The organism is Eubacterium multiforme (genome assembly GCF_030813415.1).
GTDB classification, from domain to species: domain Bacteria; phylum Bacillota; class Clostridia; order Clostridiales; family Clostridiaceae; genus Clostridium; species Clostridium multiforme.
Window position 1 is genome coordinate 44,368 of sequence record NZ_JAUSUF010000004.1, and the last position, 23,827, is coordinate 68,194.

At 24.9% G+C, this 23,827-nt stretch carries 29 protein-coding genes; 28 read left to right on the forward strand and 1 reads right to left on the reverse strand.

Features of this window, described 5'->3' with window-relative positions; all coding sequences use genetic code 11:
- Positions 1 to 69: 69 nt before the first annotated feature.
- Positions 70 to 1,128, forward strand: a complete 1,059-nt coding sequence (locus J2S18_RS07530) for an ABC transporter substrate-binding protein (protein WP_307485265.1) — start codon at positions 70 to 72, stop codon at positions 1,126 to 1,128.
- A gap of 95 nt (positions 1,129 to 1,223) precedes the next feature.
- Here J2S18_RS07530 and J2S18_RS07535 read toward each other — a convergent pair whose 3' ends face one another.
- Positions 1,224 to 1,442 carry a hypothetical protein gene (locus J2S18_RS07535; RefSeq protein ID WP_307485267.1) on the reverse strand — a complete coding sequence of 73 codons (219 nt, stop codon included), beginning with the start codon at positions 1,440 to 1,442 and terminating at the stop codon, positions 1,224 to 1,226.
- A gap of 425 nt (positions 1,443 to 1,867) precedes the next feature.
- On the opposite strand from J2S18_RS07535, the gene J2S18_RS07540 reads away from it, so the two are divergent.
- From J2S18_RS07540 to J2S18_RS07670, 27 genes are all read left to right on the forward strand, one after another.
- Positions 1,868 to 2,242 carry a helix-turn-helix domain-containing protein gene (locus J2S18_RS07540; RefSeq protein WP_307485269.1) on the forward strand — a complete coding sequence of 125 codons (375 nt, stop codon included), beginning with the start codon at positions 1,868 to 1,870 and terminating at the stop codon, positions 2,240 to 2,242.
- 2 nt (positions 2,243 to 2,244) lie between these two features.
- Complete coding sequence (locus J2S18_RS07545; RefSeq protein ID WP_307485273.1) at positions 2,245 to 3,012, forward strand: hypothetical protein; 768 nt, start codon at positions 2,245 to 2,247, stop codon at positions 3,010 to 3,012.
- Positions 3,013 to 3,056: 44 nt separating this feature from the next.
- Complete coding sequence (locus J2S18_RS07550; protein ID WP_307485623.1) at positions 3,057 to 3,401, forward strand: type II toxin-antitoxin system PemK/MazF family toxin; 345 nt, start codon at positions 3,057 to 3,059, stop codon at positions 3,399 to 3,401.
- Between the two features lie 10 nt (positions 3,402 to 3,411).
- Complete coding sequence (locus J2S18_RS07555; protein ID WP_307485274.1) at positions 3,412 to 4,101, forward strand: DUF2786 domain-containing protein; 690 nt, start codon at positions 3,412 to 3,414, stop codon at positions 4,099 to 4,101.
- Between the two features lie 58 nt (positions 4,102 to 4,159).
- Complete coding sequence (locus tag J2S18_RS07560; RefSeq protein WP_307485277.1) at positions 4,160 to 5,623, forward strand: SH3 domain-containing protein; 1,464 nt, start codon at positions 4,160 to 4,162, stop codon at positions 5,621 to 5,623.
- 103 nt (positions 5,624 to 5,726) lie between these two features.
- Entirely contained in the window at positions 5,727 to 6,719 is a 993-nt protein-coding gene (locus J2S18_RS07565; protein WP_307485280.1) for a L,D-transpeptidase family protein, read from the forward strand.
- 435 nt (positions 6,720 to 7,154) lie between these two features.
- On the forward strand, positions 7,155 to 9,308 hold the full coding sequence (locus tag J2S18_RS07570; protein WP_307485624.1) for an MSCRAMM family protein: 2,154 nt from the start codon (positions 7,155 to 7,157) through the stop codon (positions 9,306 to 9,308).
- A gap of 65 nt (positions 9,309 to 9,373) precedes the next feature.
- Positions 9,374 to 9,865 carry a metal-dependent hydrolase gene (locus tag J2S18_RS07575; protein WP_307485282.1) on the forward strand — a complete coding sequence of 164 codons (492 nt, stop codon included), beginning with the start codon at positions 9,374 to 9,376 and terminating at the stop codon, positions 9,863 to 9,865.
- Between the two features lie 92 nt (positions 9,866 to 9,957).
- Positions 9,958 to 10,104, forward strand: a complete 147-nt coding sequence (locus tag J2S18_RS07580; RefSeq protein ID WP_307485285.1) for a hypothetical protein — start codon at positions 9,958 to 9,960, stop codon at positions 10,102 to 10,104.
- A 229-nt stretch (positions 10,105 to 10,333) separates the two neighbouring features.
- A complete protein-coding gene (locus J2S18_RS07585) occupies positions 10,334 to 10,549 on the forward strand; it encodes a helix-turn-helix domain-containing protein (RefSeq protein ID WP_307485287.1) in 216 nt (71 codons plus the stop codon).
- 19 nt (positions 10,550 to 10,568) lie between these two features.
- Positions 10,569 to 10,835: a helix-turn-helix domain-containing protein gene (locus J2S18_RS07590; RefSeq protein WP_307485290.1), complete on the forward strand. Its 267-nt coding sequence runs from the start codon at positions 10,569 to 10,571 to the stop codon at positions 10,833 to 10,835.
- 11 nt (positions 10,836 to 10,846) lie between these two features.
- Positions 10,847 to 11,056, forward strand: coding sequence for a hypothetical protein (locus J2S18_RS07595; RefSeq protein ID WP_307485291.1), 210 nt, complete (start codon positions 10,847 to 10,849; stop codon positions 11,054 to 11,056).
- A 448-nt stretch (positions 11,057 to 11,504) separates the two neighbouring features.
- Positions 11,505 to 11,945 carry a hypothetical protein gene (locus J2S18_RS07600; RefSeq protein ID WP_307485293.1) on the forward strand — a complete coding sequence of 147 codons (441 nt, stop codon included), beginning with the start codon at positions 11,505 to 11,507 and terminating at the stop codon, positions 11,943 to 11,945.
- Positions 11,946 to 12,108: 163 nt separating this feature from the next.
- Entirely contained in the window at positions 12,109 to 12,651 is a 543-nt protein-coding gene (locus J2S18_RS07605; RefSeq protein WP_307485295.1) for a hypothetical protein, read from the forward strand.
- Positions 12,652 to 12,666: 15 nt separating this feature from the next.
- Positions 12,667 to 13,044 carry a hypothetical protein gene (locus tag J2S18_RS07610; RefSeq protein ID WP_307485298.1) on the forward strand — a complete coding sequence of 126 codons (378 nt, stop codon included), beginning with the start codon at positions 12,667 to 12,669 and terminating at the stop codon, positions 13,042 to 13,044.
- 361 nt (positions 13,045 to 13,405) lie between these two features.
- Positions 13,406 to 13,771, forward strand: a complete 366-nt coding sequence (locus tag J2S18_RS07615; protein ID WP_307485300.1) for a hypothetical protein — start codon at positions 13,406 to 13,408, stop codon at positions 13,769 to 13,771.
- A 6-nt stretch (positions 13,772 to 13,777) separates the two neighbouring features.
- Positions 13,778 to 14,149: a hypothetical protein gene (locus J2S18_RS07620; protein ID WP_307485302.1), complete on the forward strand. Its 372-nt coding sequence runs from the start codon at positions 13,778 to 13,780 to the stop codon at positions 14,147 to 14,149.
- 320 nt (positions 14,150 to 14,469) lie between these two features.
- Positions 14,470 to 14,844 (forward strand): YxeA family protein, encoded by a 375-nt coding sequence (locus tag J2S18_RS07625; protein ID WP_307485304.1) that lies wholly within the window; start codon positions 14,470 to 14,472, stop codon positions 14,842 to 14,844.
- Positions 14,845 to 14,920: 76 nt separating this feature from the next.
- Positions 14,921 to 15,106 (forward strand): hypothetical protein, encoded by a 186-nt coding sequence (locus J2S18_RS07630; RefSeq protein ID WP_307485306.1) that lies wholly within the window; start codon positions 14,921 to 14,923, stop codon positions 15,104 to 15,106.
- 5 nt (positions 15,107 to 15,111) lie between these two features.
- Entirely contained in the window at positions 15,112 to 15,348 is a 237-nt protein-coding gene (locus J2S18_RS07635) for a hypothetical protein (RefSeq protein ID WP_307485308.1), read from the forward strand.
- 68 nt (positions 15,349 to 15,416) lie between these two features.
- Positions 15,417 to 17,861, forward strand: a complete 2,445-nt coding sequence (locus J2S18_RS07640; protein WP_307485311.1) for a type IV secretory system conjugative DNA transfer family protein — start codon at positions 15,417 to 15,419, stop codon at positions 17,859 to 17,861.
- A 55-nt stretch (positions 17,862 to 17,916) separates the two neighbouring features.
- Positions 17,917 to 19,725 (forward strand): pLS20_p028 family conjugation system transmembrane protein, encoded by a 1,809-nt coding sequence (locus tag J2S18_RS07645; protein ID WP_307485313.1) that lies wholly within the window; start codon positions 17,917 to 17,919, stop codon positions 19,723 to 19,725.
- The gene (locus J2S18_RS07650; protein ID WP_307485315.1) at positions 19,715 to 19,999 is read left to right on the forward strand and encodes a DUF5592 family protein; all 285 of its coding nucleotides are present in this window, start codon (positions 19,715 to 19,717) and stop codon (positions 19,997 to 19,999) included. The genes J2S18_RS07645 and J2S18_RS07650 overlap by 11 nt, the downstream gene beginning before the upstream one ends.
- 48 nt (positions 20,000 to 20,047) lie before the next feature.
- Positions 20,048 to 20,203: a hypothetical protein gene (locus tag J2S18_RS07655; RefSeq protein ID WP_307485317.1), complete on the forward strand. Its 156-nt coding sequence runs from the start codon at positions 20,048 to 20,050 to the stop codon at positions 20,201 to 20,203.
- 11 nt (positions 20,204 to 20,214) lie between these two features.
- Complete coding sequence (locus J2S18_RS07660) at positions 20,215 to 20,892, forward strand: TraC-like domain-containing protein (RefSeq protein ID WP_307485319.1); 678 nt, start codon at positions 20,215 to 20,217, stop codon at positions 20,890 to 20,892.
- A 315-nt stretch (positions 20,893 to 21,207) separates the two neighbouring features.
- Positions 21,208 to 23,109 carry a VirB4 family type IV secretion system protein gene (locus J2S18_RS07665; protein WP_307485321.1) on the forward strand — a complete coding sequence of 634 codons (1,902 nt, stop codon included), beginning with the start codon at positions 21,208 to 21,210 and terminating at the stop codon, positions 23,107 to 23,109.
- 44 nt (positions 23,110 to 23,153) lie between these two features.
- Positions 23,154 to 23,759, forward strand: coding sequence for a hypothetical protein (locus tag J2S18_RS07670; RefSeq protein WP_307485323.1), 606 nt, complete (start codon positions 23,154 to 23,156; stop codon positions 23,757 to 23,759).
- The last annotated feature ends 68 nt before the right edge of the window (positions 23,760 to 23,827 follow it).

Below are 23,827 nucleotides of genomic sequence, written 5' to 3' on the forward strand. Positions count from 1 at the left end.
TTAAAAAAATAATAAAAGATATATAATAAAATAGACTTTGTTTATATTAATATAGGAGGATAAATTTTAATGAAAAAGAGAAAAAATATTATTGCTATAATAATCTCAGTATTGTTTGTTGGAACTTTACTTGTAGGTTGTGGCAATAATAAAAAAGAAGAAGTAACTTTAAACTTCTTTAATTGGGCAGAAAACATTCCAGATGATGTAATAAGTGATTTTGAAAAAGAAACTGGAATAAAGGTAGTTCAAGATACTTATGCAAATATGGGAGAAATGTATGCTAAATTAACATCTGGGGCAGTTCAGTATGACTTAGCAGTTCCATCAGATTACATGGTTGATAGACTAAGAAAAGAGGGAAGATTAGAAAAGATAAACTTTGAAAATATTCCTAATTTCAGCAAGATAGATAAAGATTTTAAGGGAAAATCCATTGACCCTAAAAATGAATATTCAGTTCCATATATGTCAGGAACAATAGGAATTTTATATAATAAGGATTTAGTTAAAAGTAAAATTGATAGTTTTAATGATTTATGGGATCCTAAATATAAAAAGAGCGTATTTATGTTAGATGATATGAGGGATGCTTTGGGAGTTTCACTTAAGAGACTTGGATATTCAATTAATTCAACTAATCCAAAGGAAATAAATAAGGCAGCTAATGAATTAATAAATCTTAATAAAAATGGAAATCTTTTAGCTTATGGAGATGATGATTTATTAGATAAAATGGTTGCAGGAGAGGCTGCTCTTTGTGTATTATGGTCAGGAGAAGGTCTTCATTTAGCTGATGAACATAAAAATTTAGAATTTATAGTTCCAAAGGAAGGTGCTGATTTTTGGATTGATTCTTTAGTAATTCCAAAGAATGCTAAGCACAAGAAGGAAGCAGAAATGTTTATAAATTATCTTTGTACAAAAGATCCTGCCTTTAAAGTAGCTGATAAAATTGGATATACAACTCCTCAAAAAGAGGCTAGAGAAGAGCAATCAGATCATGTTAAAAATAATCCTAATGCATATATGCCAAAAAGTATAATGGATAAGTGTGAAACTTATGAATATTTAGGAGATAATTTGAAGCTTTATGATGAGGCATTTACAAAGGTTAAAAATAGATAAATATAAAATTTATTTAGAATAATTAAATATAAATATTATAAAATGCACCACAAATGTTAAACAAAATAAATTACATTTGGAGGTGCATTTTTATATTAAGTATTATTTTCTTTTGTAATTAATATTATTCCAAATATAATTACTATAGGAATAGGCATATAACTAAGCCATGGTATTTCAGTTACAATGGAGGAAATACCGAAATTCCCAGAAGCAACTTCTTTTAAAGTAAATGAAATTTTGTTTATTGAAATAACAATTGGGATAATTAATAAAGAAATGCTAATTAATAAAATACCTAATTTTTTATACATAAATTACTCCTTAAGTTAAAAGATTCATTTTATACTTAATTCTATATTTTTACTTATATTCCTTTTTATTAAAATTAAGAACTATGGATATAATATTTGTTATAATATTGTAAAAATCAAAACAAAGTTTTAATTTAGTGAAAATACTATTATTTCAATTGAAATGTTTAGTATTATTGTTGATAATAGAACAACTCTTATAGATTTAAATAAACTTTGAAAAAACGCAAGAAAAATTGTAAGTTAGTATTATAAAATACAAAATAATTTACAGTTAATCAATCTTGCGTTTTTTTATTTATTAAATTAAAAAATTAATGTTGAAAGTTAATGTAAATAAATTGTAAAAAAATTAAAGAAAAAATGTAAATTTTCCACACTTTTGGGTTGGGGTGAACTATACATTTTTTTTAGGAGTGAGGAGCATGATAAAAAAGAATAATTACTCGATTGAAGAAAGATTAAAGATTTTTGATATGTACAAAAAGGGATATACTGCAAATGAAATTAGTAAAACTATGGGAAGAACAAAAGGAGCTATTCAAAAAGAAATTCAAAAATTTAAAAAAGAACTTAAAGAAAAAGAAGAATTAACAAGGATTGCAAAAATTAAAAATAAGGAAAGAAAAGATGCAGTTAGAGCATTAAATCACGAAGTTAACTCTTTTATAAGTAATAGAGCATTAATAGATAAAAATAGACAACATTATAAAACAAATAAAAAAGGTGATTTGATTTTAAATAAAAATGATTATACGTATACAAATGATATGCCCAAATGCTTGAAAAAGGAGGTGTAAAAATGGAAATACAAATGAAAAAGAGATATAGAATAAATTTTAGTGATGAAGAATTATTGAAATTAAATAAAATATTAAATGAAAATAAGAGAAAAAAAGCTATGTCAGTATTGCAATATATAATTAAATACTGTGATGAAAAAAGTGGTTTTTTAGAATTATCACTAGATAGGCTATATGAGAAATTTAAAAGGTATCACAAAGAAATATCATTAACTTATTTTAAAAAATTATCAGAAACTTTGGTTGAACTTAGATTACTAGCAATTAAAAAAATAGGTAGATTAAAATTTTTTGGAAGAAAAATTTTAAATAAAATAAAAAATAATAAAGAAGAAAATAAGGAAAATATTGAAGAATATAAAGTTAAAAATAAATACGAGAAATTAAAAAAAAATAATGTTAAGGAGAAAAAAAGTAAAGATGAATTTAAAGTTGCAAGTAAAGAAAATGTAATAGAAGTAGCTTATGAAATAATGAATGAAGCAGGAATTAAAACTGGTTCAAGAACATATTTTCAAGTTATTGAAAGTTTATATTACATATTAGATAAAAAAGATATACATATTAATGGAATGGTAAAGTACATAGAAAAAGTAGTAGAAGATAAAGTAAGAAAACAAGGTTTATTCAAAGCAAATTTAATTGCACTAAGAAATAAAGTATATAAAACTATAAATTTTAATAACTTCACACAAAGAAAAAGAAGTTCTAAAGAATGGAGAAATATTGAAATGAAGTTATTAGGTTGGGACGATAGAGAGGAGTGATAAATGTGGAGCAAATTAGAGAAAAATTTATTGAAATTGGATTAATAGGAAATAGTAATATGAAAAGGGGTGATATATTTTATGCTGATTTAGGAAACCAAGACGGATCAGAGCAAGGTGGTATTAGACCTGTTGTTATAATTCAAAATGATGTGGGAAATAGGTACAGTCCTACTGTAATTGTAGCTTCGATAACATCACAAAAGAAAAATTTATTACCAGTTCATGTAAATTTATATAATTATGATTTAGATAAAGAATCAACAATATTGTTAGAACAGATAAGAACTTTAGATAAAAGAAAAATTAAAGAAAGGATAGGTTCATTAGATGTTGACACATTAAAAAAACTTAATATTGCTTTAGGTACAAGCGTTGGACTTATTTAATGGGTAGCTTATGGATAATGAAATAATAATTAAAATTAAAAAGTTATTAGCTTTAAGTAAAAGTTCAAATGAAAATGAAGCAAAAAATGCAATGCTTAAAGCTCAACAACTTATGATAAAACATAAAATTACTATTCAAGAAGCAGAAAATTTTGAAGAAATAAATATAGGTGAAGAAACAAGTAATATAAAGTTCAGAAGCATTAAATGGAAAGCTAATTTAGCTTCAGTAATAGCAGACAATTTTGGTTGTATACTCTATTACAATACACATAGTAAAGGTGTACATGAAATAAAATTCTATGGAAAAGAAGAAGATAGAATAATATGTTCAATAATGATGGCGTATGCAGTTAAGTGTATAGAGAGCAGCTCAATTAAATACATAAATGAATTAAGAAAAGATAGAAGAAGAAAACATTTTAAAAATATAAAAACAGATTATGCTTTAGGATTTATAAATGGGTTAAAGGTTCAGTTTGATAAACAAGTTAAATCAAATGAGTGGGGGTTAGTTATTGTAAGGGATAGAAAAGTAGACGAAATGTTTAATGAGTTTTCAAAAGATTTTGGAAGTATAAGTGTAAGAGAAGTTTATAAAGATAATGCAAAAGCATTTAAAAAGGGACAAGATGAAGGCGAAAGATTTTCTATTTCAGATAAAATTGAAAAAGAAGATGAACTAAAGCAAATAATTTAGAAGTTAAAAGGTGTCCCCCGGGGACACTATTTAATATAAATTAATGGAGGGATAAAATATGAAAAGTAAAAAATTAAAAGGAATAATATCAATAGTTGGAGCGACAACAATAATAATGGGAAGTTTAGTTGCTTGTGGAGATAAACAACAAGAGCCACAACAAGAAAATAAGCAGTCTGAAATTGAAACTAAAATAGATAATTCGGAAAATAAAATTGCTTCAAATGATATAAATAAGAGTGATTTAAAAAATAATAATGGGACAAGCTCAAATAACAATGTATTGAAAAATAGCAGGTCTGATATTAAAGATTTGTTTACTAAAATTGATGAAGTTAGAAGTGGAAAAAATGTTGATTTAAGCAGCAAAGATAATAAATCAATAGATAATTCTAAAATTGAAAGTAAAAAAGATAATAATAAAAATGAAGAAAAGAAAAATAATGTTACAAAACCTATTATTGCAAAACCTGTAGTAGAAAGACCAACAGTGAAACCAGTAATAGAAAAACCAGTAATTAAGCCAGTTGAAGAAAAACCAGCTCCAAAGCCTATTGTAAAACCGGAAGAAAAACCAAATAAACCTACTGATAAGCCAATAGAAAAACCTACAAAACCAGTTGAAAAACCACATGAAGAAGAAAAGGTAATAGCAGTTGCTTATGTAAATGCTGATATTTTAAATGTTAGAGATGGAGAAGGAATTGACTTTAAAGATATTGGAGAATTAAAGAATGGAACAAAAGTTGAAATAGTTAAGAAAGGTAAACAATGGGATAAGATAAAATATGAAAAAGGATATGGATATGTTTCAAATAAATATTTATCTGATAAACCGATTGAAGAAAAGCCATCTAAGCCAACAGAAAAACCTACTGATAAGCCATCTGAGAAACCAACAAAGCCAATTAAACCAGTTGAAAAACCACATGAGGAACAAAAGGGATTAGCAGGTCAAATTGCAAAAACAAAGGTTGCACAAAAAACTAATCAAATAATATTAGTTAGTGGTAATAAACTTTCATTTTGGAATAAATCAAATGGTAAATGGAATAAGTCAATGGAAACAAGTAGTAGACATGGATATGATGGTTATGTATCAGCAAGTGAAATGAATGAAGGTATAGGAGCAACTCCAACAGGTGCATATCCAATACTTTATTCATTTGGGACAGGCTCAAATCCAGGTACTGAACTTGATTATAAAAGAATTACAAAAAATTCTTACTTTATAGATGATCCACATTCAAAATATTATAACACTTGGTATGAAGGAAAAGGACAAAAAGGAGAGCATATGATTGATTATCCAGTTCAATATAAATATGGAATGGTAATTGGATATAATATGAACCATACACCAAATAAAGGTTCTGCAATATTCTTACATTGCAATGGTAAGGGAAATACTGCTGGTTGTGTAAGTATATCAGAAAACAATATGCTTAAATTATTGAAGGAAACACATAGAGGAGCTTATATAATAATAACAACAAGTAACAATAATTTAAAATATTATTAAATTTAAATAGCTTTTAATTTTTTACTTATTAATATATTATGGAAATTAAAGGGAAAATAATTACCTTTACTTTCCACTTAAGAAAAATAGGAGGTATTGAGATTTGAAGAAAAAAGAATTATTTAATTTTTTCAAGAAAAATAAAGCAGTTACAGGAGCTATTTTAGGAGTTATAGGATTTGCATTAGTTACAGGTGGAGTAGGGATTTATAGACATATTCAAAATAATAAAGTATTATCAGAAGCTAAAGCAGATGAAGGGAAAGTAATAGATAATAAATTAGTTTCTGATAATAATTTAAACAAAGAAAATACTCAAGATAAAAAGTCTGACAAAAAATCTGATAACAAAAAAGAAGAAAATAATAAAGATAATAACGCTAAGGATAAAGATAATAGTAAAGAAGATAAATCAGTATCAGATAATAAAAGTAGTTCGCAAGTAAAAGAAAATAAGAATATAAAAGTTGTACATAAAAGTAATAGTTCAAAAAAATCCACTGAAAGTTCAGAGCAAACAGGACTTGCGGGTAAATTAGCAAGTACAAGAACTGCACAAAAAACTAATCAAATAGTTTTAGTTTGTGGAAGTGAATTATCACTTTGGAATAAATCAAATGGTAAGTGGAATAAATCTTTTGAAACAAATTCTAGACATGGGTATCAAGGATATGTGTCAGCAAGTGAAATGAACGAAGGTAGGGGAGCAACTCCAACAGGTGCTTATCCATTATTATATGCTTTTGGGACAGGCTCAAATCCGGGTGCTGGACTTGATTATAGGAGAATTACAAACAACTCTTATTTTGTGGATAATCCACATTCAAAATATTATAACACTTGGTATGAAGGAAAAGGACAAAAAGGAGAGCATATGATTGACCATCCACAATATAAGTATGGAATAGTAATAGGTTATAATATGAGCCATACTCCATATAAAGGCTCTGCAATCTTCTTGCATTGCAATGGTAGGGGAAATACTGCTGGGTGCGTTAGTGTTTCAGAAGGTAATATGTTAAGATTATTAAAATCAGTACATGATGGAGCATATATTATAATAAGCTCAAATGAAAGTAATTTAAAATACTATTAAATTGCCGTTTTCGAGAAATTTATTTATGATGTGATTCCCACACGGTAGCTTCCAGGCTAAAATAAAACATAAATAAAATTCTTTAATAATAAAAATAAGAGCTTCTATTAAAGGAGCTCTTATTTTAAAAGTTATTTGCAAAAAGCATTTAAATTAAAATGCTTTTTGGAGATAAAACTCCGTTATGTCTTTTAAAGACGTTCCCCCAAAAGGCTTTAGAGTAAATCTAAAGTCTTTTATTTATACTTAAAATTATAAAAATAAACTTATGAAAATATTTATTTAGGATAGTTTTGCAAATTTTGCAAAGCTTTTTTTATATAAAAATTTATTTTAGAAAGGAAAATTAATATGAGTATGAAAATAAGGTGTCCCCCGGGGACACTTTTTTAGTGCAAAATTTTATAAACAAAGGAGAGATTTAAATTGAATAAAATGCTAAAGAAATTGATATCCAAAGCAACTATGATATGTTTAGGAGCAACAGTATTTTCAGGGATAATAACGCCAATGGCTGCTAATGCTAGTGAAAGAGATATTCCTAAGAATATAAAAGTTCATAAGGAAGCTCCACTTGATTACTCACCACTTATATCACCACTTGATAAAAAGACAAAGGTTAGGTATATAGATAAATTAGTGGATAATCAAGGAGATTTAGTATTTTGCCTTCAACATGAAAAAGATTCACCAAGTAAAAGTGGAGTTGAATATAAGGTTGGAAATAAATTGGATTCTGGACTTAACTGGATTATAAAGAATTTTTATACTGGTAAAGAGTATCTTACAGGAAATAAAAACTTAGATTATTATATAACATCAAAAGCTATTCATGTATATACAGGACAAAGTATGCTTATTGATGGCAAGAAACCAATTGATCCAAAGCATGTATTGCCTAAAATAAATAGTATTGTAGAAAAAGCTAAGAAAATAAAAAGTGATGATATTGGAAAAATAGATGCTAAAATTACTTTAAAATCAATTGGAGAAAAATATAAATTTGAAAATAATAAATTTATATCACCAACATACATTATTGATAAAACAGGAAATGGTACTATAGGAAATATAAAATTAGAAGTATCAAATAGTAAAGCTAAAATATTTGTAAATGGAAAAGAAACTTCAAGTATTAAAGCGGGAGAAAAGTTTACTATAGAAATACCAGAAAATGAAGTTAAAGACAATGAAAAAATAAAAGTTACTGCAAAAACAACAGTAACTAATGATTATGATTATTCAATTTCATATTCACCAATTGGAAACTCTAAAGTACAAAAAGTTGGTAAATATGTAAAAGGAATAGTAAATACAAAAGATTTAGAAACAGAAGCTACTGCACCAGTTAAAGGTATGGGTAAAATACAAATATTAAAAGTAGATGAAGAAAGAGAAGCAAAGCTTGAAGGAGCAGAATTTCAAGTTAAAGATAAGATAACAGGAAAAGTATTAGAAACACTTACAACAAACAAAGAAGGAATAGCAGTAAGTAACTGGTATCCAGTAGGAACAGAGTTAGTAATAAAAGAAACAAAAGCACCAGGTAAATATATTCTTAATGAGAAGGAATATACTGCAACAATTAATTCAAATATGCAAACAATCGAAATAAAAGTACCTAACAAAATAATGAAGGGTAGAGTACAAATACTAAAAGTAGATGAAGAAACAGGAGCAAAGCTTGAAGGAGCTAAGTTTGAATTAAAAGATAAAACAACAGGAAAAGTATTAGAAACACTTACAACAGACAAAGAAGGACTAGCAGTAAGTAATTATTATAACTACGGAACTCAGGTAGCAATAAAAGAAGTAAAAGCTCCAGCAAAATACACATTAAACGGAAAAGAATATTTCGCAACAATAACAGAAAACATGAAAACAATTGAAATAACAGTCCAAAATAAAATAATCAAAGGAACTATATCAATCCATAAGGTTGACAGTTTAACTAAAAAACCACTTCAAGGAGTAGAATTTAACGTTTTAGATAGTAATAATAAAGTTATAGAAAAACTTGTAACAGACAAAGACGGAAACGCTAAAACAAAAGAGTTAAACTATGGAGAATATAGAATTTTAGAAGTAAAAACAAATAAGTATTACAATTTAAATGAAAAAGCAATAGATGTAAGTATTACTGAAAATAAAGATTATAGTTATACAGTAGAAAACAAACCAACAACAGGTAGATTATTAATTAAAAAGACAGATATAGCAACAGGTAAAGAACTAGAAGGAGCTAAGATAAAAATAACTTGTATAGAAGGATTAGATAAAGGTAAGGTTATAGAATTTATAAGTGGAAAAACTGCAAAAGAATTTGAATTAAAAGCAGGAAAATATACTTATGAAGAATTAATAGCACCAAAGGGTTATGAAATTAATAAATCAATAGGAACATTTGAAATAACAAAAGAAGGACAAATAGTAAAATGTTCAGTTGAAGATAAAGCAATAAGAAAACCAACACCAAAGCTACCTCATACAGGATATGATTATAAAAATATTGCAATAATAGCAGCAGTGGTTCTTGTTATTGCAGGAGTAGTTATTATTTCAAGAAAGAAAAACAATAATAAAAAATAATCATTAAATAAAAGGTGTCCCCGGGGGACACCTTTTTATAAGATATTATTGTGAGGGGTAGATATATGGTTTATAAAACTCATTTAACGACATCACTTTGTATTGCTATTCCAATATTATACTTTACTAATGAATTATCTTATATAACATTAGCTGGAGTTTCATTAGGAGCAGTTCTTCCAGATATAGATGAAGATAAAAGTTTTATAGAAAGAAGAATTCCTATAATACCAACTATAATAAATAGTATATTTGGTCATAGAGGAATAACACATTCATTACTTGCAGTAGTATGTGTTTTTTTAATCGCATTAATTACAAAAAAGCCTTTTATGTTTGGATTATTTATAGGGTATTTATTACACATAGTAGAAGATAATTTTAGTGTAAGTGGAATAAGGTGGTTACTTCCATTTAAAAAGAAACAATTTAAAATTCCTATAAGTTATTTGACTTATAAAACTGGAGAATTAAAAGAATGGTTAATATTTATTGTTACAAGTATTATATTAGGATTTGAAATTTATCATATTAATATATATAAATTATTTAGATAAAGGAACAATAATTGCAGAATTGCAGGATTTGTATTAGTTGTACTAGGCTAGAAGTACCTATATAAAAATTAAGGAATTATGAGGTATGTGATATGAAAACTTCTAAAAGAGTATCAATGGGTATATTTAATGAAATAGAATTAAGAATTCAAAAATTGGAAAATGTAGAATGTGTAATATTTAATGATTCTAAAAGAGAAAAAAATTTATATGAAGTAAAAAAGAAAATATTTAAATAGTAAGGAAAGAATTTTAAGTAGAATTATTATATAATAAAAGTGTCCCCGGGGGACACAAATAAGATATTAGAAGGAAGGAAAAGCCCTTTGGATTAATTAAGGATTACAAATATAAAAAAGAACTAGATAAAAAATCTAGTTCTTTTTTATGTTTTCTAATCATATTTTAAGAAAGTAGCTTCGTATATACATAATTATACAATATAAAGAAGAAAAGGGGAATAAAAAAATGGAAAGAAAAGTGAAATTGTCAGAAAATATAAGAATGTATAGGGCAAAAAATAGAATAACTCAAAATGAATTAGGAGAGAAAACAACTTTAGGAAGTAGAAAGATATGGGCAATAGAAAATGATGAAATTTATATATTGAGATTTGAAGATGTATTAAAATTATCAAATAAATTAGATATACCATTAGAAAATTTAATTGCAGGAAGATTTTAAAAGAAGGGAAAGTAAAAAAATGAATGATATAGAATTAAAACAAGCTGAAGCTTTTATAGGACTTAGAATAAAGAAAAGAAGAAAAAAATGTGGATTAACTCAAAAAGAATTAGCAGATGCACTAGGAATAGTACCTGATACTCTACGTTCTTTTGAAAAAGGAGTAACTAAACCTAATCAATTTATGTTATATAAATTATCAAGAGTTTTTGGAATCACTATTGATGAATTAGTTTTTGATGAAATTGAAACTGAATGTATTATTAATAAATATAGTGAAGAATAGAGTGGATAAAATTGAGAGCAATTTATTCAGTAAGTTTTAAAAAATCTGAAAAGAAATTATTAGAGTATGCAATAATAAGGTCATATAAATATAACGGATTTTCAGAGTACATAAAAATATTAATATTAAAAGATAGAGAAAAAATGGAGCATATATTTACAGATGATGAACTAGAAGAAATTGAAATAATAGTAAGAAAAATTTTAAAAGAAATAAAATGAAAGGTGTTCTCTAAGAACACCTTTTTATAATGAAATTGCAAGATATTATTTATATTTTCTAAAGAAAAATATAAACAATATATTAAGAATAATTAAAGTAATAATATATTTAATTAAAGTTGATATTTTAAATTCAGTTGTTCTATAAACGGATATTAAGAAAAAAATATTTAAAGATATTAATAATATTATGTCACTTATTTTATTGAAAGTCTTCTTTGAGTTTTTATCCATAATATCACTTCCTATAATAATATTTTTTATATTATTATATCATTATTAAATAAGGGGTTAAAGTATTTAAGAAAAAGCAAGGTTATGAATACAGAGCATTAGGAAAAGAATTAGGGGTTACAATAGACGATTTATTACATAAAGATTTTACTAAAGAATAATAAAAGGTGTCCCCGGGGGACACTTTTTTAATAGATATAAAGGGGGATATTAGATGGATTACATAATGGAATTGTTTATTTATGTATTTGTAATAATAATAGTTTTAATTTTAGTAACTTTAATAATATTATTATTAAAACAAATCATTAGAAAGCAAAGAATAAAAAAATTAAATGATATAGAATGTACAAATTTTATGAAAGAAATATCATTAGATGATGATAAGGTAAGAAAAATATTAATAGGTGAAATAGATAGAATAAGAGAAAACTTACAAAGAATATATTTAAATTCAGATTGGGATACAAAAAGATTTCTATATAAAATAATAAAGGATCAAGCAGCACTTAAATATAATTTGAAAATAAATTCATTAAATGAAGATGATATTTATAAAATAAATATAATAATTGAAGTTTTAAAATTAGATACTAATATAAATAGAATATGTGAAAAAGTGATATTTGAGTGGGAAAAACTAATAAATGATTAGCAATTTTATATAGACCAACTGGAATAATAACGTAATGAAATGTAGTTTGTGTGTAAGGCGGTAGGTGTGGAGAGTTAACTGCAAAGCAAGAGAGAGCTGAATTAAGTTCTCCTTTTTAGCATTGAAATAATTAATATGATAGAATGAATAAGGAGGGTGTTTCATGAAGATGAAGTATAATAGAAATTTTTCTAAGATATTATCAGTAATAAAAAATAATTTAAGTAAAGGTGTATTTTCATTAGGAATGGGTGGGTTAGTTGCTATTTATTTTATAGAATTTTGCAGAATTAGGATTATTCCTAATTTAAAGAGTATAAATAGTAACTTTTATGAAGTTTTTATCACTAATAATATGATTCATATTGATACTATAGAACTATATGGTATTATTATTAGCATTATATTAATTATGATTGCACCATTATTAAGAGAAAAAGAAAATTTAACAATATGTTTTTTTATTGTTATAATTTTTATTGAAAGTGTTTCTTTTATGTCAGTATTTGTTCATCAAAGTATTACTAAATTATTTATATTAGGAACAATACTTACATCTGTTTATTTAATATGGTTTATAATTGATATATTGAAAAGCATATATAATTGGATACATATAGAAAAATCATCAAAAAATCAGGTTGATGTAACAAAATTAACCTTTATTTGGGCGATAATTATTTTTTTGATAGGATTATTGAGATAGGGAGATATTTAATAAGTGAGAGAAAACAAAATGTATTTTATATTAGAAGGTACAATTATAGGTATAACAATTATTTTTATTATAAAATTGTTATTATATAATAAAATATTGAATTCAATTCAAAATGGATATTCAAATGAACTTGAAAAAGCAATTGAAGTTGCAAAAGAACCAAATTATTTTAATTATTTATTGGCTGGAGGGGGTATTATACTAATATTGTTTTCTTATACCATATTTATTTTAAGAAAAACTTTTATTGATAAAAAGTTTATATTTGCATTAATAAATATTATTTTAGGTATTTGGCTATTAGTTGTTTTTTGGAATCCTATTTTAACAACATTTGCAATATTATTATTTTTGGGAGGTACTTTGGTATCTAGTGATTAATGAGTCATTTAGTTTTATCTGAATAAATATTAATTTTAATAACTTAAAGTGTAATTATAGAGAGCGTAATTAACGCTCTTTTTTAGTGCGAAAATATTATAAAAATATTTATATTAAGGTCATATAAATATAAAATAGATTGTTATCAAAAAATTATTAAAGAAAGATAAAGAGCAGTATCATAATTTAATGAATGAAAATATTTAAAGCAACTAAAATTAAATTTAGTCGCTTTTGGGTATTTATAAGTTTTGTAAGTGTAGAACAAAAGATTATAAATACTTCGTTTATTATAGCAGAAAATAAAAATTATAAAAATACCTTATAAGAAAAATAATTAATTGCAAGGAGAAATGATATTATGGCTAAAATAGGGATTCCTCAAATAATTATTCCTAAAAGTGAAGAAAAGTTAAACATGCAAATAAGAGCTTTAGAGCATTTGATAAAAAATGATATAAATGAAAATGATAGAATGATACATCAAGCAGCACTTAATGAATTATTAGAATATATAATTAAACCAGCTCAAAGTACAAGCTATATTACAGAAGAAGTTATAGAAAAAGAAGATGAATTATACATTGGTAAAACAATCGAAAATAAAAGAATAATAATTAATAAATTTATAAAAAATAAAAAAAGAGAATATATGGAGAGTATAGGAAGGTTAGGAGAAGGAAGAAGTTTTAAGTTGAAAGAATCAAAAATATTAAGGAGAAAATAAAGAATAGTGAGGCATGGATTAATTAGAGATATTTTTTATCTTGTTTGTACTATTATAATGGTTTCGATTTTAATAGTTTCACTAAATTTTACATACAAAGTAGTAAAAGACACTGCAAGGGAAAATACTACAGTTGAATTTAAAACAGGAAAAATAATTGATAGTTCTAAAGAAAATATCAATGGATTACTTGAAGGGCATATTGAATATGAAACAGCTATTAAGGTAGATGATGAAATAATGGTATCTAATAATAAAGGTATATATTATGAAGCAGTAAATAAAATAGGAAAAGAAGTAAAGGTTAAAATTGAAAATAATAAAAAAACTAATGATTATAGGAACTTTATTACGTGTATTTATAGGATATATAAATGAAGATACATTTAAGATATTTATTATAGTATTTTATATATTAGTTGCATTAGATGTAATAATATGTTTAGTATTTGTTCATTTAAATAATAAATATAATACTCCCACTTATACAAATTAATTTCAGTATAGAATATATAGAAGTAGGATGAGAAGAAATAAAAGGACTACGATTTTAATAAATTTGCAATTAGGACAACTATTAATGGAAAAACTTACGATTTGTTAGAGAAGAAATATAAATTAATGAATAATAAATTATTATTTAATAATAAATTAATTATTATATGATATTTTTAAAAAAAGATTTAGGAGGAGATTTTATGAAAAAAATTGGAATAGTATCTTTTTTATTAGTATCAATGATATTTGCATTATCAGGATGTGTAAAGATTAATAAAATAGGTACAGAAAAGTATTATGTGAAAATTGTTAAAGGTGGTGAAAGGGAAAAATCTAATAGTAATGATGGAAAAATTAGTTATTATTATACATACACAAATATACAAGCATATGATAAAGAAGGTAAAAAAATATTGGTAAACATAAATACTATAGAAGATAAAGAAATTAGGAAAGATGCTTATTTACAGGTAGATGTAAAAAATCCTTCTGATAAAGAGACAAATGAGATAAAAGGATATGAAGAAGTAAAACAATCAGAAATTCCTGAAAAGGCTAAGAAAGAATTAAATTAATAAGTTAAATTCAGAACTCAATCAATTGATTGGGTTCTTTTTTTATATAAATTTTTAAGAAAGAAGGTGATTATATATGGCAGTTAAAAAAACTAAAGAAGATAGTTTTTATAAAAAGTTAGTTTTAAAAATATTAGAAATGAAGGGAGTAAGTTATGAAGATTGGTTAGAAGAACAACATAAAGAATTTTTAGATAATAAAGAAAATCAACAACAAATACTAAAAGGATTAGATACATTAGAAGAAATTGGAGGCGAATAAAGAGTATGGACGTATTTGGAAGAATGAATTCAATGATTATAGATTTAGTAAAAGCAGCACAAATAGTAGGGTTTGGATTACTTGCTTATTCACTTTTAAAGGCTGGAATACAATATTTTGTACATGGAGCAGAAGGATTTAGAGCTGCTAAAGGAACAATAATTGCAGGAATTGTAGGATTTGTATTAGTTGTAGGTTCTATAGCAATTGCTAGTTATTTAAAAACAAAGCTTTATTTTTAAATATTTAAATATATTAAAAGGTGTTCCTGGGGGACACCTTTTTAATAAGGCTTAGTAAAGGAGGAACTATGGAATTTATTAAAACGATTTTATTTAAAATTAAAATTTATTTAAGTGAAGATGAAGCTAATAAAGAGATAAAAAGAGCAAAGATATTAGCAAGTAATAAATTTATTTTATCATTATCGTTGATTATTTTCATCTTAGGAGGATTATTTATAAATATAATGTTATATACAATAGAATTTGCTTTTAATAGAATTAAAAATAAAAAATTAGTCTTTAATTTTTTAAAAGGTATATTTTCATTTTCAAGTGAATTTTGGTTTATTTATTTAATAGTATTTATAATACTTTTATTGATTATAGTTAAACTTCAATTTAGATTAAAAACAAGTTTTAGAAGTATAAATGAAGGTCAAAAGGGTACAAGTAAATTTTGCACTATAAAAGAAGTAGATGAACAATATAAATCTATTCCCGAAGTGGAAACTGATGAAGAAACAAAAAAAGGTGGATATGAAGGTAAGGGTGGAGTTGTTATAAGTAGATTAGGAAAGAAAGTTTACATAGATGATAGTAAATCAAATAATTTAGTTATAGGAACTACTAGAAGTGGGAAAGGAGAATTATTTTTATTTCCTACTATAGATGCTTATAGTAGAGCAAAAGAAAAAGCTAGTTTAGTTATAAATGATCCAAAAGGAGAATTGCTCGGCGGAAGTAAAGAAACCTTAGAAAAAAGGGGATATAGAATAGAAGTATTAAATTTAATAAATCCTGAAAAATCTATGTCTTATAATCCGCTACAACTAATAATTAATGCTTATGAAAAAGGTGATTTAGGAGAAGCACAGAAGTTATGCAAGACATTAACATATGCAATGTATTATAAGCCAAATGTTAAAGACCCTTTTTGGAATGAAAGTGCAATGAGCTTAGTTAATGCTCTAATACTTGCAGTAATAGATAAAGTATTTAAAGAGATTAATCCTTTAAAAGATGAACTAAATAAAAGAGAAGATTTTATAAAGGAGAATACTGATGAAGCTCTTTTAAAAAAGAATAAAGAAAGAATAGAAGAAGTAAAAAAAGAACTTAAAGAAAAAGAAAAAAATAAGGAAAAAATAACATTGTATACAGTAGCTCAAATGTTATCAACATTAGGTTCTGTTTATGATGAAAAAGGAAATAATGAATTAGATAAATATTTTCAAAGTTTAGATGTGAATAATATAGCTAAAATACAATATGCTACAAGTAATTTTGCTAAAGGGACAGCAAGGGGAAGTATATTTTCTGTTGCTATGTCAGAACTACAAAAGTTTACTATGGAAAAGATAGCAAAACTAACATCAAAAAATTCAATAGATTTATTAGATGTAGGTTTTTATAATGAAAAAGACAATAGACCGGTAGCAATATTTATTATATTGCCGGATTATGATAAATCGGATTATATAATATCTTCAATGTTTATAAGACAATTATATTATGTATCAGCAAAAAATGCTGAAGAATGTAGTGGTGAGTGTGACAGAGATATAGTATATCTTATAGATGAAGCTGGTAATGTTCCACCAATAGAAGATTTAGAAACATTACTTACAGTAGGATTAGGTAGAAGAATTTTCTTTACTTTAGTTGTACAAGAATTATCTCAAATAGAAGCTAAATATGGTAAGGACGCTTCAAAAACTATAATAAGTAGTTGTGCAAATAAAATATATATTATTACAACAGATAAGGACACCGCTAGAGAAATATCAGAACTTTTAGGAGATAAAACAATAACTACAGTATCAAGAAGTGGTGAGTTTATGGATACAACAAAACATCATACCGAAAGTGTTGATTCACAAAAACTTATAGATGCTAATAAACTAATGTTATTTAAAGAAGGAGAAACAGTAGTTATAAGAACACTAAAAAGACGAAATAAAAAAGGTGATTTAATAGTACCTAATCCAATTCATAATTATGGTGAAACTAGAATGAAATATCGATATGAATATCTAGGAAAATATTTTGATAATACAAAAAGAGTTAAGGATATTGATATTAAATGTATTCATAATGATGTTAAGTTAGAAGATTTAATATTATTTAACCTTGACAATCAAGTTCTTTATAGTGATGTAGATGTAAAAACTCCTGGTGAATATTTAGTTAAAGTAAAAGATAAAGAAAGTAAAGATGGAATAAAAGAATATAAAGTAATAGTAAAAGATATAGAAGAAGTTCTTAAAGAGAAGAAGGACAATAAAAAAGAAAATTTAAAAAATAATAATACTACTAATAAAATAAAAATATTTGAGATAAGAGAAATATTTTCTCCAAAAGAATACAAAAAAATAATTATAGAACTTAAAAAGAGCTATTCAAGTAAACAATATGAAAAAATTACTTATAAAAGTGATTTTAAAGAATTAGAAAATATATATAATATTAAACCTAGAGAAAATTTAAAAAACTGGTTAGATATAGGAATTGAAAGAATAAAAGAAATGTAAAGGTGTCCCCGGGGGACACCTTTTATAATACAAAAATAAAAGGAGGTTTAGAATATTGACAGATATAGAATTTATAAAAATGCTTATAGAAAATCATGTGTTATCACCTATGGGAGTATTTGCAGATGGATTAAGAAAGATTGGTTGGTGGATAATAAGTGGACTTGTATCTTTAGTTGATGGATTAGAAAAGGTAGCAACTAAAGTATATAGTTTTAATGATTTCTTTGATTCAAAAGGAGTTAATGATTTATTAAATGCTTATAAACCACTTATATTTGGAATACTTGTTTTAGCACTATTATTTTTAGGATATTCTATAATGCTACAGAAGAAAAAGGATAGAAGCGAAATACCAACGAATATTTTAATATCAGCAATGGTTATAATAGCATTACCGCTTTTTATGACAAAGCTTGGAGATTTAACACAAATGTTTGTAAGCTATAATATATCAGAGCAGCAGTCAAGTGCTAAGGGAATAGTAAAGGATAATGTAAGTGATCTATATTATTTAGATAGAGCAGACTTTAAAATAGGTAATAAAAAGAATGATATTCCAGTAAAAGATATAATGAATATAGATATAAATGAACAATTAGATGCTAGTAAAATAAATAATAAAGATTTTAAAGATGTATTTAAACAAAAATTAAGTAGAGATGAAAAGGGAAATGAAAAACTTGTAGATTTAGATAAAGGTTTCTTTGGAATGTTTGAGGAAGGATATTATAGATATAATGCAAATTTTCTAATTATAATATTTTCTTTAGCAATAACAGGAATAACACTTTTATGTATAGCTTTAAAGGTTGCTGGAATAATATTTGAACTTGGATTTAAAAAGATATTTGCTACATTATTAGCAATGGCAGATATTAGTGATGGAAGGAAACTAAAAGCTATAATAATGGATATAGTATCATCATTTGCAGTTTTAATGGTAACATCAGTATTACTTAAAATGTATGTTGTTTTTGTAGCATTTTTAGGTAATAAACTTGAAAGTTATAGTATTTTAAATTTAGTTGTACTGGCAGGTGTTTCATGGAAAGTAATTGATGCTCCAGATATAGTTGAAAGGATACTTGGAATAGATGCTGGTGTTAAATCTAATTGGGCTTCAGTTTTAGCTGGATATGAAGGAGTTAAAGGTGCAGGTAGAGCTTTAATGGGTGCTGGAAGATTAGCTAAAAAGGGATTTGCAAATGGTAAAAACGCTTTTAGAAGTTTATCTGATAAAGGAAAAGATTCATCAAATAATGGTGGTATTTATGGAAATGAGAATAGCGAAAATAACAGTAATACAAACAATACCACAAGTCAAAATAGTAATAATTCAACATCTAATAATAAAAATAATGGCACTAATATGAATAATAATAGCAGTACAAATAAAAGTAATAATAAGAGTGAAAATACTAGTAGAAACAATGGTATATATAATAAAGCTGGAGATAATGTAAGTAATAATCAAAATATTAATAATAACAATAATAATGGAAATAACAACAATACTGGTAAAGGCGTATATGATAATTCAAATAATAATATAAATACAAATAAAGGAACTCCGATACATGATAATTCAAAGTCACCTAATACTGCAAATTTAAAGAAAGATTTTAATAATAAGGCAAATGAATCTAGTAATCAAGGAAATAAAGCTAGTAATAGCAACATTAATAATAATGTTACTAGCAAATCAACACCAGGTAATTCAAATATAAATAGTAGAAATAATTTTAATATAAAAGGTAGTAATTCACCTAATATTAATAATGTTAAAAATAAAAATTATAATATTGGAAATCAAAATAAATGGAATATAAAAGGAAAGGGGAATAAAAATAATGCAATATAAAATAATTAAGGATTTGAACCATGAACCATTATTTATGACTAATATAACTTTATTTGATTTAGGGTTTATTGGAATAGGAATGGTTATAGCGGTTATATTTAGTTTTTTAGTATATGATACATTGATATTTAAGGCTGCTTATTTTATATTCTGTTTTTTTTCATTAGTATATTTAACTGGCAAAAGTAGAACAAATCCAAAAAGAAGGAACTTACAATCTATATATTATGCAATATCGAGAAATAGATATGTATATAGAAGATTTTATGAATAAAAGGTGTCCCCGGGGGACATCTTTTTTATAAGGGAGAAATAAAGAATAATGATATATGGATTAATTAGTGCATTATTTATAGCAGTTATATTCGAAACTATTGTGATAATAGTTTTACTAGATAAATATATAAAATCATTAAAATATATTAAGTTGTTAGAAAAACTTAGTAGTTATGAAATGAGTAAAAATAAAAAAGATTGAAGGTGAACGAGATGGCTTTTAAAAAATTTGAAGATATAAAAATAAAAAATAACATAGAAAATACAAAAGAGAAAAAGAAAAAATTAAGCAAGATAGAGAAAAAGGAGTTAAAAGCAGAAAGAAAAAAACTAAAAGCAGAAGAAAAGAAAGAAAAAGAATTGTTAAAAAAGATACCTTCAAATGTACTTGAAGAAATGCAAGTTTTAGATGTAACAGATGAAGTGCAAGGCGATAATTTCATTAAAACTAAAAATGGATATTTGAATTTATATCAAATAGTTGGAATAAATATAATTGCTTTAAATGATATTGAACAATTAAGAATAATAAATGATTTTTCTTCTTTTATAAGAGCATATAATAAAGATTATAAAATAGTAATTATGAATTTCCCGGTTAGTACAGCAGTGCAGCAACAAAACTTATTAGAAAAAATAAATAATTGTAAAAACAAATTATTTAAAGAGCAGCTAGAAAGAAAGTTAGAAGAACTTAAAATACTAGAAAAAGATAAAACAAATACAGAATATTATTTAGAAACTTTTTATGATGATAATGCAAATTTAGAAGTAGAAAGAAATTCACTTGAACAATGTTTAAAAAGAAACTTTAATTTAATAGAATTAGATTTAGAAAAGAAATTAAAAATACTATGTAAATTGCATAATCTTAATTCAAAGTTAATGTAATAATGTTATTAGAGGATGAATTTATGGAGGAAAATAAATTTGATTTAAAAAAAATAATAACGATAATTATATATTTATTATTAATACTTGTATATGGGGGGATTTAAGCGGATATATTGGGATAATAACAAGTATTATATATTGTATATTTCTTAAAAATGAAGAAAGGTTTAGTGAGAAAGAAAAAAGTATATTTAGTAAAATATTTTATTCATTGGTTTTAATAGGCGTATTTTGTATAATAGTTTAAATATTAAAGAGTGTCCCCGGGGGACACCTTTTTAGATAAATTTAATTAAGAAAGGAATTTTGTATATGGAGAAAATAAAATATAAATATAATCCACATTTTATAAATTTAGTACAACCTTGCGGTGGAATTAGTTTTAAAGAAAATTATATAAAGAAGGGTGATGGATACGAAGCGTGTATACACGTTTATGATTTTCCAACAACTTGCGAAGATTTTTGGCTTAATGCACTATCTAATATTAGCAATGATGTAGTTACTACAGTTGATATTAGAACTGCTGATATGTCAAAAATAAATTCTAAATTAAATAAAGCACTTGCTGAAAATAGACAAAGGCAGGATGAAAAAGATAATGTTGAAGCAATAAAAGCTACAGGTAAAGTTCAGGACTTAGCAGAATTAACAAATGATATTGTAAAGCATAATGAAGTAGTTAAATATATTATTGTTAGATATTATGTTTATGCAAAAACACTAAAAGAATTAGATGACAAAGTTAAGGGGATTTTGAATCAGCTAGAAACTTTAACATTTAAAGGAGCAGTATTTTTAAATGAACAAGAAGAAGAATGGAAATCTTTATTTTTGTCAATTTCATTACAAAATAAACTTAAAAATAAAATTATTGAACAACCAATTCAAGGATATTCACTAGCAGGTGGCTATCCTTTTCATTTTGTTGAATTATGTGATCCGACTGGAAGATATTTAGGTTACACTAAAACAGGTGGAAATGTAATATTTGATTTGTTTACTAAAAATAATAAAAGAAAATCATTTAATGCTTTATTAGTTGGACTTACTGGAGCTGGTAAATCAACTACATTAAAAAAATTATTAGATGATAATGCTATTATCGGAAATACAATAAGAGTATTAGATTTATCTGGAGAATTTAGAAAACTTGTTCTTAAACGAGGGGGAAAGGTTATAAAATTAGATGGAACAGAAGGTATGATAAATCCATTTCAAGTATTTGCTACTATGGTTGATACTGAAACAAATGAGGTTTTAGAAGAATTAAGTTATATGTTTCAATTAAGTAAGCTTACTATGATGTATCAATTCTTATCTAATAATTATGATAATGCTATAATAAGTGAATTTGAAAGATTAGTAAATGAATTTTATAGAAATAATGGAATAACAAAAGATAGTTGTACATCTTTTAAGGCAAATGAATATCCAATAATGGAAGATTTTTTAGATTTTTTAGAAAGAGAATTGTATGATGATGTAAAAAATAAAATATTAAAAAATAATCTTAGTCAATCAAGAATAGAAAAAATAGAAACTATAATTACAACTATAACTGCTACAATAGATGGATATGGAAGTTTATTTAATGGTCACTCAACACTTGAAGATGTATCATCAGAACAAATAATAAGTTATGAAGTAAGAAATTTATCTCAACTTAAATCCAATGTTTTTAATGCACAGATTTTTAATGTATTAACTATGATTTGGAATGAAGCATTAAAACAAGGTGTAATAGAAAAAAGAAAATATGATAATGGAGAAGTAACTTTATGGGAAGCGAAAAAGTTTTTAGCATTTGTAGATGAAGCACATAAATATATTAATTCCAATAATGAATATGCAGTAGATTATTTTATTAACTTTGTAAGAGAAGCTAGAAAATATTTTGCTGGTTTAATTTATGCAACACATACATTAGGTGATTTAGTACCTAAAGGGAATGGTGATATGGTTAAAAATATTACAGAAAAAATAGCAACTCTTTTTGAACTTACTCAATATAAATTTATAATGCAACAAGATAATAATGTAAAAGAAGCTATGGAAAAAACATTTAAAAATCAACTTACAGAAAGTGAAATAGAAGATATACCACTTTATGATGAAGGAGAATGTATGCTAATTATAAATGGAATTGGTAATATAAGATTTAATATAGAAATATCAAAAGAAGAAGAAAAATTGTTTGCAGGTGGTGTATAAAATATAATAAAGGCACTACTAAAGATAATAAGGGAAGTGAAGTTATGAAGAAAAAAGTAATAATGGGTGGAATTATAGTAGTTATAATTTTAGGAGCTATAGGTTATTCAGTAGTAAAATCAAATAGAGATAAAGAAGCTAATAATATTAAAGTAGAACAACAAAAACAAACTGAAAGTTTAAATAAAAATGATATTAGTAAATCAATAAATGGATTGTCAGACCAGGAACTTATGAAAAAGTATTTACTTCTTAAAGATAGTAAAGTACCAGTTAAAGATAGATCAGAAGCTTCAGAAGTAGCTAGAAAATTTGCAAAAGCAATAACAGAATATAATTCAAACAATCCAAAAGAAGGAGAAAAAGAAGCATTAAGTTGCGTATCAAAGGATATATATAATGATGTACAAGGAATGTTTATAACCAAAGGAAAAGATAAAGATAGTGATATAAAAGAAAAAAATATTTTGAGAATAAGAAGTGAAGAAAGAGTTAATAGTGAAGATAATGGATATATATATATAAAAGTAACACCCATATATACAGTTATAGATAAGCATAATCAAAAAAGAGATGATTCTACATCATATGTAATACAATTATTAAAAGTAAATGGTGAATATAAGGTCACAAGTTTTAGAGTTATATAAATAATTTCAAAAAATAAATAGTTATTAAAGAACTAATAGAAATTCTATTAGTTCTTTTTTGTTGCAAA

Bases quoted from the DNA above. Each gene is read 5' to 3' on its own strand.
- J2S18_RS07530 (WP_307485265.1), top strand. From the start codon at position 70: ATGAAAAAGAGAAAAAATATTATTGCTATAATAATCTCAGTATTGTTT.
- J2S18_RS07535 (WP_307485267.1), bottom strand. From the start codon at position 1,442: ATGTATAAAAAATTAGGTATTTTATTAATTAGCATTTCTTTATTAATT.
- J2S18_RS07540 (WP_307485269.1), top strand. From the start codon at position 1,868: ATGATAAAAAAGAATAATTACTCGATTGAAGAAAGATTAAAGATTTTT.
- J2S18_RS07545 (WP_307485273.1), top strand. From the start codon at position 2,245: ATGGAAATACAAATGAAAAAGAGATATAGAATAAATTTTAGTGATGAA.
- J2S18_RS07555 (WP_307485274.1), top strand. From the start codon at position 3,412: ATGGATAATGAAATAATAATTAAAATTAAAAAGTTATTAGCTTTAAGT.
- J2S18_RS07560 (WP_307485277.1), top strand. From the start codon at position 4,160: ATGAAAAGTAAAAAATTAAAAGGAATAATATCAATAGTTGGAGCGACA.
- J2S18_RS07570 (WP_307485624.1), top strand. From the start codon at position 7,155: ATGCTAAAGAAATTGATATCCAAAGCAACTATGATATGTTTAGGAGCA.
- J2S18_RS07575 (WP_307485282.1), top strand. From the start codon at position 9,374: ATGGTTTATAAAACTCATTTAACGACATCACTTTGTATTGCTATTCCA.
- J2S18_RS07580 (WP_307485285.1), top strand. From the start codon at position 9,958: ATGAAAACTTCTAAAAGAGTATCAATGGGTATATTTAATGAAATAGAA.
- J2S18_RS07585 (WP_307485287.1), top strand. From the start codon at position 10,334: ATGGAAAGAAAAGTGAAATTGTCAGAAAATATAAGAATGTATAGGGCA.
- J2S18_RS07590 (WP_307485290.1), top strand. From the start codon at position 10,569: ATGAATGATATAGAATTAAAACAAGCTGAAGCTTTTATAGGACTTAGA.
- J2S18_RS07600 (WP_307485293.1), top strand. From the start codon at position 11,505: ATGGATTACATAATGGAATTGTTTATTTATGTATTTGTAATAATAATA.
- J2S18_RS07605 (WP_307485295.1), top strand. From the start codon at position 12,109: ATGAAGATGAAGTATAATAGAAATTTTTCTAAGATATTATCAGTAATA.
- J2S18_RS07615 (WP_307485300.1), top strand. From the start codon at position 13,406: ATGGCTAAAATAGGGATTCCTCAAATAATTATTCCTAAAAGTGAAGAA.
- J2S18_RS07625 (WP_307485304.1), top strand. From the start codon at position 14,470: ATGAAAAAAATTGGAATAGTATCTTTTTTATTAGTATCAATGATATTT.
- J2S18_RS07630 (WP_307485306.1), top strand. From the start codon at position 14,921: ATGGCAGTTAAAAAAACTAAAGAAGATAGTTTTTATAAAAAGTTAGTT.
- J2S18_RS07635 (WP_307485308.1), top strand. From the start codon at position 15,112: ATGGACGTATTTGGAAGAATGAATTCAATGATTATAGATTTAGTAAAA.
- J2S18_RS07640 (WP_307485311.1), top strand. From the start codon at position 15,417: ATGGAATTTATTAAAACGATTTTATTTAAAATTAAAATTTATTTAAGT.
- J2S18_RS07650 (WP_307485315.1), top strand. From the start codon at position 19,715: ATGCAATATAAAATAATTAAGGATTTGAACCATGAACCATTATTTATG.
- J2S18_RS07655 (WP_307485317.1), top strand. From the start codon at position 20,048: ATGATATATGGATTAATTAGTGCATTATTTATAGCAGTTATATTCGAA.
- J2S18_RS07660 (WP_307485319.1), top strand. From the start codon at position 20,215: ATGGCTTTTAAAAAATTTGAAGATATAAAAATAAAAAATAACATAGAA.
- J2S18_RS07665 (WP_307485321.1), top strand. From the start codon at position 21,208: ATGGAGAAAATAAAATATAAATATAATCCACATTTTATAAATTTAGTA.
- J2S18_RS07670 (WP_307485323.1), top strand. From the start codon at position 23,154: ATGAAGAAAAAAGTAATAATGGGTGGAATTATAGTAGTTATAATTTTA.